Source organism: Frigoribacterium sp. VKM Ac-2859 (genome assembly GCF_013204925.1).
Taxonomy (GTDB): Bacteria; Actinomycetota; Actinomycetes; order Actinomycetales; family Microbacteriaceae; genus Frigoribacterium.
Genome location: NZ_JABMLC010000001.1, coordinates 1,223,471 through 1,238,423, shown reverse-complemented (window position 1 = coordinate 1,238,423; position 14,953 = coordinate 1,223,471). Strand labels below are relative to the sequence as shown.

The 14,953-nt window shown below is 73.4% G+C and carries 10 protein-coding genes; 7 read left to right on the top strand and 3 right to left on the bottom strand.

Features of this window, described 5'->3' with window-relative positions:
• Window positions 1–108: 108 nt before the first annotated feature.
• Window positions 109–1,590 (bottom strand): mannosyltransferase family protein, encoded by a 1,482-nt coding sequence (locus HQQ78_RS05715; protein WP_173151489.1) that lies wholly within the window; start codon window positions 1,588–1,590, stop codon window positions 109–111.
• A gap of 70 nt (window positions 1,591–1,660) precedes the next feature.
• Here HQQ78_RS05715 and HQQ78_RS16345 point away from each other — a divergent pair, with 70 nt between their 5' ends.
• From HQQ78_RS16345 to HQQ78_RS05690, 5 genes are all read left to right on the top strand, one after another.
• Window positions 1,661–2,764, top strand: coding sequence for a helix-turn-helix transcriptional regulator (locus tag HQQ78_RS16345; RefSeq protein ID WP_173151487.1), 1,104 nt, complete (start codon window positions 1,661–1,663; stop codon window positions 2,762–2,764).
• Between the two features lie 108 nt (window positions 2,765–2,872).
• Window positions 2,873–4,180: an alpha/beta hydrolase family protein gene (locus HQQ78_RS05705; protein WP_173151485.1), complete on the top strand. Its 1,308-nt coding sequence runs from the start codon at window positions 2,873–2,875 to the stop codon at window positions 4,178–4,180.
• 229 nt (window positions 4,181–4,409) lie between these two features.
• Window positions 4,410–7,607, top strand: coding sequence for a S8 family serine peptidase (locus tag HQQ78_RS05700; RefSeq protein WP_173151483.1), 3,198 nt, complete (start codon window positions 4,410–4,412; stop codon window positions 7,605–7,607).
• A gap of 733 nt (window positions 7,608–8,340) precedes the next feature.
• Window positions 8,341–10,047, top strand: a complete 1,707-nt coding sequence (locus HQQ78_RS05695; protein WP_173151481.1) for an Ig-like domain-containing protein — start codon at window positions 8,341–8,343, stop codon at window positions 10,045–10,047.
• 112 nt (window positions 10,048–10,159) lie between these two features.
• A complete protein-coding gene (locus HQQ78_RS05690) occupies window positions 10,160–10,852 on the top strand; it encodes an endonuclease/exonuclease/phosphatase family protein (RefSeq protein ID WP_307785101.1) in 693 nt (230 codons plus the stop codon).
• 205 nt (window positions 10,853–11,057) lie between these two features.
• Here HQQ78_RS05690 and HQQ78_RS05685 read toward each other — a convergent pair whose 3' ends face one another.
• On the bottom strand, window positions 11,058–11,336 hold the full coding sequence (locus HQQ78_RS05685) for a hypothetical protein (RefSeq protein ID WP_056046704.1): 279 nt from the start codon (window positions 11,334–11,336) through the stop codon (window positions 11,058–11,060).
• Window positions 11,337–11,668: 332 nt separating this feature from the next.
• Between HQQ78_RS05685 and HQQ78_RS05680 the strand changes: the two genes are divergently transcribed.
• Both HQQ78_RS05680 and HQQ78_RS05675 read left to right on the top strand, forming a co-directional pair.
• Window positions 11,669–12,508, top strand: a complete 840-nt coding sequence (locus HQQ78_RS05680; RefSeq protein ID WP_173151479.1) for an aldo/keto reductase — start codon at window positions 11,669–11,671, stop codon at window positions 12,506–12,508.
• A 174-nt stretch (window positions 12,509–12,682) separates the two neighbouring features.
• Entirely contained in the window at window positions 12,683–13,447 is a 765-nt protein-coding gene (locus HQQ78_RS05675) for a Pr6Pr family membrane protein (protein WP_056046700.1), read from the top strand.
• Here the strand turns inward: HQQ78_RS05675 and HQQ78_RS05670 are convergent.
• Window positions 13,378–14,889 (bottom strand): FAD-dependent oxidoreductase, encoded by a 1,512-nt coding sequence (locus tag HQQ78_RS05670; RefSeq protein ID WP_173151477.1) that lies wholly within the window; start codon window positions 14,887–14,889, stop codon window positions 13,378–13,380. The two genes, HQQ78_RS05675 and HQQ78_RS05670, sit on opposite strands and share 70 nt — an antisense overlap.
• Window positions 14,890–14,953: the final 64 nt, after the last annotated feature.

Here is a 14,953-nt window from a genome sequence, read left to right as displayed (position 1 = left end):
CGCCAGCCCGCCGCCGCAGGGCCCCGCCCCGGCGTAGCCCGCTGCTGCCGACCCGCCACCGCACAGCCGCCACCGCACGGCCCGTCGGGGCCGGGATCGCGCCGACGGCTACGGCGCGGTGAAGAGGAAGACGAACACGACGGCGACGGGCTGCAGCGCGGCCCCGCCGAGCAGCATCGAGCGCCGCACCCACGGTCGCGACGAGATCGCGGGCGTGCCGAGCAGGGGGCTGAGGGGCATGAGCAGGCGGAACAGGCTCTGCTGGGGCAGGAACACCGCGACGAGGTAGGCGAAGAACCCCGCGGTGAACGCGACGACCTCGTGACCGAGCCGCAGCGTCGAGCGTCGGGTCACCCAGAACGTGAACGACGCGATGATGGCCAGCACGAGCACGATGCCCCCGATGCCCAGCCACCGCCCGGCGAGGAGGAACCACGGGGTCAACGGCACGAACGCCGGGCGGCCGACGTAGTCCACCCACCAGGCCATCTCGGTCTCGAGGTAGGCGTCGGACTGGCCCGTGACCACGTGGGCGATCACCGGCCAGGCGAGTCCCGCCGCGGCCATCGAGAGCCCCGCCACGACGATCGTCGTCAGTTCGCGCTTCGGCATCCGGCCACCGACGACGAACTCGCGCAGCCCGGCCCAGGAACGACGGGCCGACGCCCGGGCGGCGAGGATGAGGGCAGGAGGCGCGCTGCCGATCCCGGCGATCCGTCGCGTCCCGGCGCCTCCGGGGGACCGCGGCGTCGACGCGGACGGCGCGTCGGCACCCGCTGTGCCGTGCCCCGTGATCGAGGCCGAGGTCGAAGCGGAGGACGTGGTCGAGGCAGCGGCGGCGGAGGCAGCGGCCGTGCGGGCCCCGGGTCGCTCCCGCTCGGTGTGCCAGCGCACGATCAGGTGGATGCCGAGCGCCAACGCCAGGGCGAGCGCCCCGGGTCGGACGAACGAGGCGACGATGCCCGCCGCCGCCACGAGCGGGTAGTTCCGCCGCTGCATGGCGAGCAGGCCGCCGAACATCAGCAGGAGGAAGAGGCTCTCGGCGTAGCCGACCGACATGACGAACGCCATCGGCCCGAAGCAGAACAGCAGCACGGCCCAGAGGGCGCCGGTGCGTCCGACCTTCGTCACGAGCAGGCGGTGGAGGACGACGGCCGCAGCCGCACCGAAGACGGTGGCGAGCAGAGGGGCGGCGACGACGAAGTCCATGCCCGTGGCGACCATCAGCAGGTGGCAGAGGTACGGGAAGACCGGCAGGAACGCCCACTCGTTCGGCAGCACCTCGCCGGCAGCGTCGGTCGGCAGGGTCGAGGGATAGCCGTGCAGCGCGATGGTGCGGTACCGGTCGGCGTCCCACGACGAGGTGAAGTCGAGGAAGCTGCGGTCGCTGCCGGGGGTGATGAAGGTCGCACCGGCGAGTTTCGCGACCTCGTAGACGGCGAAGAGGACGCTCGTCGAGAACAGCCGCGACGCGAGGTAGACGACCAGCACGCTGCGCCAGCTGCCCGAGAACCGGTCGGCGAGACCGATCGAGAAACCGGGTCGGCGCAGCCTCGCCGCCGAGGGCGACGCGATCGTCTCGCGGCTCACCGCCCCGCCCCGTGTCCGGTCATCTGGACGACGCTACCAAGAGTCGGCTGTGACGGGGCAAGATCGTCCCGTGCCCCTTCCGTCCTTCGCCGCCCTCGGGATCGACGACGTGGCCGTCGCGGTCTACCGTCACGTCGTCGCCGGGGCCGGGCTGGCGGACGCCGCGGGAGCGGCGGCCGGGCCGACGCCCGAGGCCGTGGCACGGGCCGTGCACCTCGACGAGGCGACGGCCCTGGCCGCCCTGGAGCGCCTCCGTTCGCTCGGGCTCGTCCAGCGCTCGGCGGGGGGCGAGGGCTACGGCGCGGTGGACCCGCGCGTGGCCGTGCCGGCCGTCGTCGCCGCGCGTGCCGACGCGCTCGTCGAGGTGCGCGCGGCCGTGCCCGAGCTGGGAGCGCTGTTCGACGAGGGCCGCCGCCCGCATGACGCCGACGAACTCACGCGGGTGGTCGTCGGGCACGCGGCCGTGGGGGACTGGTACTCGAGGCTGGAGCACCGGGCGACCACCGACTTCGTCGCCTTCGACCGTCCGCCCTACGTGGTCGCGTCGAACGAGTCCACCCAGCGGGTCGCCCTCGGGCGCGGCGTGCGGTGGCGGGCGGTCTACACGGTCGCCAGCATCTCGGCCGACGGCAGCTGGCAGGGCGTCCACCGCCTCGGCGCCGACGGGGAGGAGGCCCGCATCACGCACGACCTGCCGGTCAAGCTCGCCGTCGCCGACCGCCGGGTGGCCCTCGTCTCGATCGGGCACGACCCCGACCGGCCCGAGGCCCTCGTGACCGAGTCCGAGCCGCTCGTCGCCGCCCTCCACGACCTGTTCGAGGCCCGGTGGCGCAGCGCGTTGCCCGTGCCGGGCACCCCGGGGGCCGGTGGGGCCGCGGTCGACTGGGCCGCGGTGGCCGCGCGACTGGCGTCGTCGTCGACCGTGCCGGCGACGTCGGGAGCCACCGTGCCGTCGCGGGACCAGGAGGCGCGACTCGCGATGCGACCCCCCACCCCCGCCGAGCGCGACCTCCTCGCCCTCGTGGCGGCGGGGGCGACCGACGAGGTGATCGCCGGTCAGCTCGGCATCTCGTCCCGCACGCTCCGGCGACGCCTGCACGCCCTCTTCGACGAGCTCGGCGCGAGCAACCGGTTCCACGCCGGAGTCGAGGCCGCACGCCGCGGCTGGGTCTGAGTCAGCCGACGCCCAGCCCTCTCACGGCTCACCCATCGAGTCGCCTCGATAGCGTCCGGACGTGATCGATCCTCCCCGTGCGGAGCCCTCGTGCTGAGGCTCTCCCTGATGTCCGCGGGCACCCTCGCGGCCGTGTACGCCGTGGCCGGGGCGCTCGTGGTCTCGACGGTGCGCCGTCCGCGCGGGGCCCGCACCTGGTGGCGCTGGGTCGCCGCAGCCGCCGCGCTGGGGGCCGGCCTCGGCGCGCTGGTCACCTGGTGGCTCGGAGACGTCGAGGACGTCCTCGACGTCCCGCCCACCTGGGTCGACCGTCTCTGGGTCGGGGCCTTGCTGGCGGTGGTCGGCGCGGCCGTGGTCGCCGTGGTGCGCGGAGGCGCGGGGCGGCGGGTCCTCGCCGCCTCGACGATCGTCGTGACGGCCCTCGCCACCGGCCTCGCGATCGACCGCGACAGCGGGCTCTTCCCGACCGTGGGGGCCCTGCTCGGCGTGTCGGACGTCTCGCCGCTCGTCGTCCCGGTCGCGCAGGGGGCGGCCGTGCGGGCCGGACGGACGTCGACCCCGGCGGCCCCGGACCTGGGACGCACCTGGCGGGCACCCGCCGACCTGCCGTCCCGCGGACGGCTCGGCAGCGTCGCCATCCCGGGCACGGCGTCCCACTTCGACGCGCGGGACGCCCTGGTGTACCTGCCGCCCGCCGCCCTCGTGGCCGATCCGCCGCCCCTGCCCGTCGACGTCGTCCTGTCCGGACAGGGCCCCGGCGCCGCGCCGGAGAACCTCGTCGACGCCGGACGGATGGTCGAGACCCTCGACGCGCTCGCCCGCACGCACCACGGCCTCGCGCCGATCGTCGTGATGCCCGACCAGCTCGAGCGGCCGACCAACAACCCGATGTGCGTCGACGGACCCCTCGGTCACAGCGAGACCTACCTGACGGTCGACGTGCCCCGGTGGATCACGAGCCACCTCTCGGTCCAGGCGCCCGGTCGGGCGTGGGCCGTGTCGGGCTTCTCGGAGGGCGGCACCTGTTCGCTCCAGCTGGCGGCGGGCCACCCCGAGCTCTTCGCCTCGTTCGTCGACGTCTCGGGGCAGCGGGGACCACTGCTGGACGGGGGAGCCCGGGCGACGGTCGAGCGCGGCTTCGCCGGCGACCGGGCGGCCTACGACGCCGCCCAGCCGCTCGCCGTGCTGGCCGCCCGGGCCCCCTACGCCGACAGTGCCGGGTTCTTCGCCGTCGGCGGGACCGACTCGCGCTACGGGCCCGTGATGCCCGTCGTGGCGGCGGCGGCCCGGGCCGCGGGCATGGCCGTCACCCGCCACGTCGTGCCCGGCAGCGGCCACGACTGGTCGACGGCGTCGCGCGGGCTCGGCGCGGGGACGGCCTGGGCGGCGGCGCGGCTCGGGCTGACGACGCGGTAGGGAGGCGCGGCGAGGCGACCGTCCGCCGAAGGGGGGACGACGGCGGTGCCCCGCCCGCGCCTCCTCGTGTGAACTCTCTGGCCGAAGCCGGTCAGTGGCCGGTTTCGGCCATGGCCCCCACTAGAGGGTCACCGACATTCACAGGTAGTTCTTATGGATCGACCGCGGCCCGGGGCTGCGGCGCACCACCGACAGCACGTCCCGAACGACGTGCATCGAAAGGCGATCCGTGATCACACCATCCGGCCGACGCAGGCCGACCGCTCCGCCCCGCACCCGACTCCGTGGCGGCTTCGCCACCCTCCTCGCCACCGGCGTCGTCGCCGCGGGCCTCGTCGCGGTGCCGGCCACCGCCTCCTTCGCCGCGGACGGCCCGGCCGTCGTGGGCGACAGCCAGTTCTCCGACGGCAAGTACATCGTCACGCTGCGCGAGCCGGCGGCCGCGACCTACGAGGGCGGACAGCCGGGCCTCGCCCGCACCGCCGTGCCCGAAGGCAGCGACCTCGACGCGCAGAGCGCTCCCGTGCAGGACTACGCCGAGCACCTGAAGGGCGTCCAGCAGGACGTCGCGGCGGCGGCCGGCGCCACCGTCCAGGCGAGCTACGCCATCACGACCAACGCCTTCGCGGCCGACCTCACGGCCGCCCAGGCCGCCGAGCTCGCGAGCGACCCCTCGGTCGCCGCCGTCTCGAAGAACGAGCTGCTCAAGCTGCAGGCGACGCCGTCGACCGAGTTCCTCGGCCTGGGCGACGCCGAGGGGAACGGTGGCGTCTGGGACGCCGTCGGCGGACGCGAGAAGGCCGGCGAAGGAGTCGTCGTCGGCATCATCGACTCGGGCATCGCGGCGGGCAACGCCTCGTTCGCCGGTGACCCCCTGGGGTCGGCCAGCGACGCCGAACCCCACCTCGACGGCGACCGGACCGTCTTCGCCAAGGGCGACGGCGGCACCTTCACCGGCGTGTGCCAGACCGGCGTGCAGTTCGACGCGGGCGACTGCAACACGAAGCTGATCGGTGCGCGCTACTTCGTCGACGGCTTCGGCGTCGGCAACATCGGCACCGAGGAGCAGGGCGAGTACCTCTCTCCCCGCGACGGCAACGGCCACGGCTCGCACACGGCGTCGACCGCCGCGGGCAACGCCGACGTCGAGGCCACCATCGGCGACCGTTCGTTCGGCACCGTCTCGGGCGTCGCCCCGGCCGCCAAGATCGCGGCCTACAAGGTCTGCTGGGACGGCCCCGACCGCGTCGCCACCGACGACGACGGCTGCGCCACGCTCGACCTGATCGCCGCCATCGAGGCCGCGGTCACCGACGGCGTCGACGTCATCAACTACTCGATCGGCGGAGGCGGGGCCACGAGCACCTTCTCGGCCACCGACCAGGCGTTCCTCGGCGCGGCCTCGGCCGGCGTCTTCGTGGCGGCCTCGGCGGGCAACGACGGCCCGACCGCGACCACCGCCGACAACGCGGCACCGTGGATCACCACGGTCGCGGCGTCGACCATCCCCAGCTACAGCGCGACGGTTCGGACCGCCGACGGCACCGACTACCTGGGCGGCTCGATCACCGTGCCGACCGGCACCGACGGCCTGACGGGCGACTTCGTCTCGTCGACCGCCGTCGCGGCCGCCGGCGCCGACGCCACCGCGGTGACCCTCTGCGCACCGGACACGCTCGACCCGGCGAAGGCCGCCGGCACGATCGTGCTCTGCGACCGCGGTGTCTACGACCGCACGGCCAAGTCGGCCGAGGTCGAGCGCGCCGGCGGCATCGGCATGGTGCTGGTCAACCCGACGAGCAGCTCGGTCGACCTCGACGAACACGCCGTCCCCACGGTCCACCTCAACGCCGACGACTACGACGCGGTCCACGCGTACGCCGACACCGAAGGTGCCACCGCCACCCTGCTCGACGGCAACCCGGGCGCACTGCCCGAGCCCGCCACCCCCCAGATCGCCGGCTTCTCGTCGCGCGGCCCGGTGACGGCCGACGGCGGCAACCTGCTGAAGCCCGACATCTCGGCCCCCGGCGTGGCGATCCTCGCGGACGGTGCCAACGCGCAAGGCGAGCCCGGCACGTACGAGTTCCTCTCGGGCACGTCGATGTCGTCCCCCCACATCGCCGGTCTGGCCGCGCTCTACCTCTCGAAGGACGTCCACCCCGACTGGACCCCGGACGAGGTCAAGTCGGCCATGATGACGACCGCCTACGACCTCGTCGGCGAGGACGGTGCTCCGAGCCGGGACGTCTTCGCCCAGGGCGCCGGCCACGTCGACCCGACCGCGTTCCTCGAACCCGGGCTGCTCTACGAGAACGGTCCGGCCGACTGGCAGGCCTACGTCGACTCGATCGACACCGTCGAGGGCACGGACTCGTCGCTCAACCTGCCGTCGATCAGCGTCGGCTCGCTGGCCGGCACCGCCCAGGTCACGCGCACCGTCACCTCGACCGGGGCGGGGACCTACACGGTCGCCCCGATCGAGATGGACGGCGTGACGGCGACGGTCGAACCCTCGACGTTGACCTTCGGCGCCGCGGGCGAGGAGCAGGACTACACGGTCACCTTCACCCGGACGACGGCGGAGCTCGACCAGTTCGCCACCGGCTACCTCACCTGGTCCGACGGGACCCACGACGTGCGCAGCCCGCTCGCCGTGCGCCCCGTCCAGCTGCAGGCCCCGGCCGAGGTGGCCGGCGAGGGCGCCACGGGCGAGAAGGCGTTCGACGTCACGGCGGGCGACGCCCTCGAGCTGCCGCTCACCACCGAGGGCCTCGCCGCCGGGCAGGTCACGACCGGCTCGGGTGCGGCAGGCACCGCGGCGGCCGAGACGCCGGTCACGATCGCCGAGGGCACCAGCCACGCGCGCTTCGTGCTCGACAGCGCCGACGACACCGCGGACCTCGACCTGCTCCTCTACACGGCCGGTGCCGACGGTGCGCCCGACCGGCTCGCGGCGTCCTCGGCCACCGGTTCGGCGGACGAGCAGATCGACCTCGACGGCCCCGCGGCGGGCGAGTACGTGCTGCTGGTCGACTTCTACAGCGGTGCCGGGCAGCTCGACTACACGCTGACGTCGTACCTGCTTGACCCGGCGACGGCCGTCGGAGGCTTCGCGGTCGACCCGGCCACCCTCTCCGCAGGGCTGGGCGAGACGGCGACGCTGACCGCGTCCTGGACGGGCCTGCCCTACGAGCAGACCTTCCTCGGCCGCGTCGTGTACGGCGACACGGGACAGGTCACCTATCTCACGGTCGCCTCGGGAGAAGAGCCCGAGACGCCCACCGACCCGGGTCCCGGCCCGGGCCAGCCCGGCCACCCCGGACAGCCCGGACACCCCGGCGGCTGGAGCCTCGGTGACATCCTGCAGTGGATTTGGAACGCCCTCGGCGACCTCTTCCACGGCTGGTTCCCCTGGCGCGGGTAGCACCCGCGGCCTGACGGCCTGACGGCCTGACGGCCTGACGGCCTGACGGCCTGAGCCACCCGGAGGCGGTGGTCACCTTCCCTCGGGAGGGCGACCACCGCCTCCTCGCGTCCCCGCCCCCTCCCGCCCCGCCTGCCCCGCCCGCGTGGTGTCGGCAACTCCTGGCCCGTGTTCCGCCCCCGCCGCGGTGTCGGCAACTCCTGGTCCCTGCTGCGGCGTCGCTCGCCAGCGGGGGAGTCGGGGCCGGTGTCGGTCAGGGTGCAGGAGTTGCCGACCGGGGGCCGTCCGTGTCGGCATCTCCTGGCTCGTGCTGCGGTGGCGCTCGCCTGCGGGGGAGTCGGGGCGGGTGCCGGGCAGGGTGCAGGAGTTGCCGACCGGGGGTGGTCCGTGTCGGCAACTCCTGGCTCGTGCTGCGGTGTGGGCTCGCCTGCGGGGGAATCGGGGCGGGTGTCGGACAGGGTGCAGGAGTTCCCGGCAAACCGCGCACGGCGCACGGCGCACGGCGCACGGCGCACCGCGGAACGTCCGTCGCTCGGGCGCCACCCTCGTCGCCCGTTCCTCGTCCGGGTGATCTGTCCCCCCGATGGTGGACACGGTCGGCACGCCGGCCCTAGTTTGGGTGTCACCCGAGACGTGACGATCCCCGTTCACCCGACCCCGGCGCCGTACCCGAACACGGCACCGGGGGAACAGGTCGAGGCGCGCATCTGCCCTACCCGAAAAAGGCACCACCATGCATTCGCTCACCCTCGCGGGGTCTCCCCGTCGCGGGCGGAGGGCCCTGCGCCTGTCCGCCGCGCTGCTCGCCACCCTCGCCCTGGCCGGCACCGCCGCCCTCACCGGCACCGCGGCTCCGGCCCGGGCCGCCGAGATCGACGGTGCCATCACGAACGTGACGGTCACCCCGACCACGCCGAAGCAGGGTTCCCAGCTCACGACGACGATCGCGTGGCAGGTGCCCGACGACACCCTCGCCGGTGACACCTTCACGCTGACGCTCAGCGAGCACCTGAAGAACCTGCCCACCGACTTCGCGCTCCGCGACCCCGCCACCGGTGCGGTCGTGGCCGACGCCGCCGTCGTCGGGACGCGCCCGTCCGTGGTCACCTTCACGATGACCGCCTACGCCGAGGACCACCTCAACGTCAGCGGCCAGGCCTTCGTCACGTCCGACTTCGAGGGACGCACCACCCCGTCGGGCGTGCCGACCCCCTTCACGTCGACCACGAACGACGGTCGCGACTTCACGACCGTCGTCACTCCGACCGGTGTGCTGCGCGGCTCGGACGTCGTGACGAAGTTCGGCACCTACACCCGTGCCGACCAGGGTCGACTCGTGGCCGACGACTTCCTCGTCTGGAGCGTGAACACGCCGATGGGGCCGTTCGACTCGGCCACCGTCGGTGACTCGGTCCCCGCCGGCGAGGCGTGGTCGTTCGACTGCGACACCGCCGTCTTCACCGAGATCCGCACCAAGGCCGACGGTTCGCTGGCCGCCCCGGTCGCCGTGACCCCGGCCTCGTTCGACTGCACCGACTCCGGGTACACGGTCTCGTGGGGCGCGCAGACGCGGACCGCGCAGTACCGTGCCGCCGTCGCCGTGAGCCTCGCCGCCCCCACCGGCACCGCGACCGCCCCGCAGACCTTCACCAACGCCGCGACGGCATCGACCGTCCGGGCCGGTGTCGCCGCCGGCAGCCGGGTCACGGCCTCGAAGGTCCAGGCCTCCGCCGGGGGAGTGGGCAGCGGTGACGTCCCCGTCTCCGCCGTGACCATCACGAAGGGCGACGCCGCGGGCCACGCGGCCGACACCGCCGACGCCGCCGTCGTGCTCTCCGACGGGACCGCCTCGCTGGCCTACCGGGTGACCAACACGGGCGCCGACGCGCTCGCCGACGTCTCGGTCTCGGACGCGGTCGTCGCCAACGGCACCGTCACGGGCCTGAGCTGTGACTTCAGCGCCCTGGGCGGACCGTCCACCGGTGTCACCTGGGCCGGCCCGCTCGCGGTCGGCGCCTCGTTCGACTGCACCGCCGCCCTCGCGGGTGTGACGGCCGGCACCGCCGACCACCACGACGTCGGCACCGTGACGGCGCGGGGCATCGAGTCGGGCCAGGCCGTGACGTCCTCGAACGCCTGGTTCGCCCGCGTCTCCGGCGCGACCGGCACGACCACCACGCCGACGTCCTCCCCGACGACGACCCCGGCCGCGCTCGCCGCCCCCGCGGCGGGCCCGACCGCCCCGGCCGCGTCGACGCCTCGACCCGCCGCCGCGGCAGCGACCACCGGTCTCGCCTTCACCGGCGCCGAGCTGGCCGGCCCGGTCACGCTGGCCGCACTGCTGACCCTGCTCGGTGCAGCGCTCGTCGTCTCGGCCCGTCGCCGTGCGGCCCGCGCGGCGCTGACCGGTGACGCCGACCGCAGCCACCGCGGCGAGTAGCCGACCGTCAGGGGGTGCCGGGTGCGGCGGACACGACGTCCGCCTCACCCGGCACCCCCCTTTCGTCCAACCTGCACCTCCCCGAAACAGACGTGGACTAGGTTCGCTACTCGTGACAGAAGACAACGGACACACGATGCGCGTCGTCAGCTACAACCTTCGCGAGCACACGGCCAAGGGCGAGATCCGGTCGCTCGCCGAGGACAACGACGCCGACGTGCTCTGCCTGCAAGAGGCCGACACGAAGGACATCCCCGACGAGTTCGGCGAGTTCGCCCTCGCGGCGTCGACGCACAACAACCGTCTCGGGCTGGCGGCCTACTACCGCCGTTCGCGCTTCGAGTTGCTGGGGACGAACGTCTACGCGCTGAAGAAGTCGATGCACGACCGGGTGATGTCGCCGGCGCACGAGCGTCTCCTGGCCATGCACCTGGCCGACCGGCAGAGCGGACGCGACGTGCTGATCGGCTCGTTCCACGCCGCCCCGCTCACCGCCACGAACGCCCTGCGGAAGAAGCAGGTCGAGTCGGCGCACCGCCTCATGCGTGCGCTGGCGCCCGGCGTGCCGATGCTCATGGTGGGCGACTTCAACTACCCGTGGTTCCACGGCGGTCTCCGCAAGCACATCGAGCGCGACGGCTTCGTGCTGACCCGCAGTTCGACCCCGACCTACCTCGGCTACAAGTACGTCAAGGGCCACTTCGACTTCGCGACGAGCTACGACCTCAAGATCGAGGACGTCGTCACCCTGCCGGCCGGCATCAGCGACCACCGTCCGATCCTGGTCCGCGCCCGGGGGCTCTGACCTCGCGGGTTCCGCACACGACGACGGGCCCGGTCACCTCCTCGGTGGCCGGGCCCCTCGTCGTGGTGCCGGGAACCGCAGGAGGCGCGGTGCGGCCGACAGCCTCACCGCGCCTCCTCGGGGCCGGGAACCGCAGGAGGCGCGGTGCGGCCGACAGCCTCACCGCGCCTCCTCGGGTCGTCGCGCCCGCAGGCGCCGCCGGGGCCTAGGCGGCCAGGGCGAGCTCGCGGGTCTCGACCGACGAGGCCTGCACGATGGTGCGGCTGGGCTCGTGGCGCCAGCTGCGACCGGGGATGACCCAGCCGGCCGCTCCGTCGACGACGACCGACGCACCGACGCGCACGGCGGCGGTGACGTCGTCGCGCCAGGCGCGGACAGCGAACTGGGTGCCGCGGTCGTCGACGACGACGAACTCGACGAGGCGGGCGGTGGTGAGGGTGGGCGCGGTCGTGACCGTGCCGGTGATGCTGATGATGTCGTTCATGATGCTCGATTTCGATGTGTGCTCTGTGTTGCGACAGAATCCGTGGCACGAGATGCCGGATGGGCGCTCGTGGTCCGCCTGACGGCGGTGGTCGGGCCTGCGGTGACGGCGGCCGGAGAAGTAGGGCAACGATGATCGGTGGTCATCGTGCGCATCCGGCGAGGTCGTCTCGCGGGGCTGTTCGGGCGGTGCACCGGTGTGGACTCGGTCGTCACCGCACGGGGCACTTCTGAGAAGAAGGACCCAAGCGACTCACCACAGTAACACGCCCGGGGTACGTCCACCAGTGTTTCCTCGGAAGGTTCGACGGGGGTGAGTGGTTGGCTCTACACATGACCACGATCCCCACCATCACCCTGAACAACGGAATCCAGATCCCTCAGCTCGGGTTCGGCGTCTACCAGGTCGACCCGGCCGAGACCAAGGACGCCACCCTCACCGCGTTCGAGGTCGGTTACCGCCACATCGACACCGCCGAGATGTACGGCAACGAGGCGGGCGTCGGCGAGGCGATCGCCGAGAGCGGCATCGACCGCAGCGAGATCTTCGTCACCTCGAAGCTCAACAACGGCTTCCACAAGCGTGACGACGCGCTGAAGGCGTTCGACGGCACGCTCGACGCGCTGAAGCAGGACTACGTCGACCTGTTCCTCATCCACTGGCCGCTGCCCGGCATCGACGTCGACTACGTCGAGACCTGGAAGGCCCTCGAGGAGATCCACGCCACCGGCCGCGCGAAGTCCATCGGCGTCTCGAACTTCCAGCAGCCCCACCTCGAGCGCGTCCTCGACGAGGGCTCGGTCGTCCCGGTCGTCAACCAGATCGAGGTCCACCCCTACCTGACCCAGGACGCGCTGCGCGAGTTCGGCGTCTCGAAGGGCATCCACACCGAGGCCTGGTCGCCCATCGCCCAGGGCGGCGTGCTCAAGGACGAGACCATCACCGAGATCGCCGAGCGCGTCGGCAAGACGACCGCGCAGGTGACGCTGCGCTGGCACATCCAGCGTGGCGACATCGTCTTCCCGAAGTCGGTCACGCGCTCGCGCGTTGAAGAGAACTTCGATCTCTTCGACTTCGAGCTGACCGACGCCGACGTGGCCGCCATCACCGCCCTGAACAAGGACGAGCGCACCGGTCCGAACCCGGACGAGTTCAACTACATCCCCAGCTGATCGCCTGATCGGCACGACGTCGCGCTCGGTCGCGACGCCGAGGCACCGAGGCCGGGTCCGCACGTCGTCACGACGAGCGGGCCCGGCCTCCGCACGTCGAGGCGTCGGGCGGGCGCCTAGTACGATCGACGTTTCCCCCGACCACAGCCGACCAGATCCGGAGGGCGTGACACGGTGCGACGGATCGTCGGCGTCCTACGCCTGCTCGCGGCCGCCGTCGGCGTCGTCGCCCTCGTCGCCGACTTCGTCTACGTGCTCGGTTTCAGCACCTTCAGCTCGATCAACTACTTCAGCTACTTCACGCAGCAGAGCAACATGGCGAACGTCGTGGTGCTCGCCTTCGCGGGCGTCGTGTCGTTGCGTGGGCGGCAGGAGCCCGGCTGGTTCGCAGGAGTCCACGCCCTGGTCAGCACCTACGTGATCGTGTCGGGCATCGTGTTCGGCATCATCGTCGCCGAGTCGGCGAGTCACGACTACCGCATCGAGGTGCCCTGGTCGAGCCAGCTGCTGCACTTCGTGATCCCGACGTTCGTGCTCGTGGACTGGGTGTTCGGCCCCGACCGGCCGCGGGTGCGGTGGCGGGTGCTCTCGGTGGTGCTGGTCTTCCCGCTCGTGTGGGGCGTGTTCACGATCGTCCGGGGCGCCGACGTCGGCTGGTACCCGTACTTCTTCCTCGACCCGGCGCAGGTCACCTGGCCGGGCGAGTTCCTGTTGTACAACGGCATCGCCCTGGGCACGATCGTCGGCGTGCTCGTGGGGCTCGTCGCGCTGAGCCACGTGCGGCCGCACGCGCGGGCACGGCAGGGTGGCGGGCCGGCGTCGGCGACGGGCACCGCGCCTCCTGCGGTCGACGGACGAGGAGGCGCGGGTCAGGACGTCGGGTCGGCCGTCGGCTCGTCGGTGGGCGCGGGGGACCCGGCGGCCACGAGGTCGAGGTAGGGCGCCAGGCTCTGCATCGCCGAGGCCACCGCCGCGTCGTCGTCGAGGCCGGCGACCTCGGCCGCCGCGTCGCCACCGGTCAGCGCGACCAGCACGGGTGCGCCGGTCGCCGGCATGAGGTTGACGAAGAGCCGGTAGGGGGCGTCGTCGTCGAGCACGGCCCAGACCGTGGCCTGGGTGGACCAGAAGGCCTCGTCGAAGCGCAGCCAGAGCACTTCGCGCGTGCCGACGCCGAGGGCCTCGATCGCGTCCGTGTGGGTGGACGGCAGGTCGGGTGAGAACTCGGGCACGCCGGTCTTCAGCACGCCCAGGGGGATGGTCGACACGGCGCGGTCGACCGAGAGCGACTCGCCGGTCGCGAGCCTCAGCCCCACGCCCTGGTCGCCGTACTGCACGCGGACGACGTTGCTGTCGCGGAGCACGTCGAGGCCGTCGAGCAGGCCCGCGACGAAGCCCGACAGGCCACCCGTCACCACGGAGGCGCCGGTGGGCAGCAGGTCGCCCGCGGGGTCGTCGCCGAGGGCCGAGGCGGCGAGGTCGTCGGCCCCGACCCCCCAGCGGGCCGGGAGGAGGTCGTCGAGCACGAGGGCGAGGCGGTCGGCGTCCGAGACCCCGTCGGGACCGGGCAGGGCCGAGACGTCGTCGGCCCCCGAGCCGGAGAGGGCGTCGGCGACGCTCGTGCCGGAGTCGGCGTCGGTCGTGGTGGAGCGCCCCGCGGCCCAGGACGCGGCCCGGTCGAGACGGTCGGCGGCGTCGCCGAGGGAGTCGACCGCACCGTCGGACGTCCGGACCTCGACGGTGTCGTCGAGCGGCCGGGTGCGGACGCGGGCGAGGGCGAGGGCAGCCTGGAGGGCCACCGACCCGGGGCCCTCGAGCAGGCCGACGCCGAGTTCGACCGGGTAGGGCCAGTCGTCGTCGTGCACGCTGTGCACCCGGCCGCCGACCCGGCCGCGGGCCTCGACGACCACGACGTCGTAGCCCCGGTCGACGAGGGACCGCGCCGCGGTCGCGCCCGCGATGCCGGCGCCGATCACGACGATGCGCTCGTCGGCCGTGGCGACCTCGGCGACCTGCGCCGCGACGTCGAAGCCCGACTGGCGTGCACCGTAGACCGTGCCGCCCATCGTCGAGGCGACGGCTTCTCCGGCGAAGAAGAGGCGGTCGTCGAGCGGGGTGCCGAGCAACCGGCGGTCGGCGTCGGAGGTGCCGGGGGTGAGGTGGCTCGTCGCCCCGAGGGAGTAGGGATCGTCGGCCCACGAGCTGCGGCGGAAGGCGGCGGGGGCGACCGTGCCCGACGAGGTCGGCGTCGGCGTGGGGGTCGGCGTGGCGGACGGGGTGGGGCTGGCCGTCGGCGCGGGGGAGTCCGTCGTGCAGGCCGACAGCACGAGGATCGCGGCCCCCGAGACCGATCCCGTCAAGAACGCTCGCCGACTGATGCCCATGGTGCGTCCATTCTCGCAGTCGGCGCGCACCGGCGCTCGCCGGGGTCGTCCCGTGGCGTCCTGC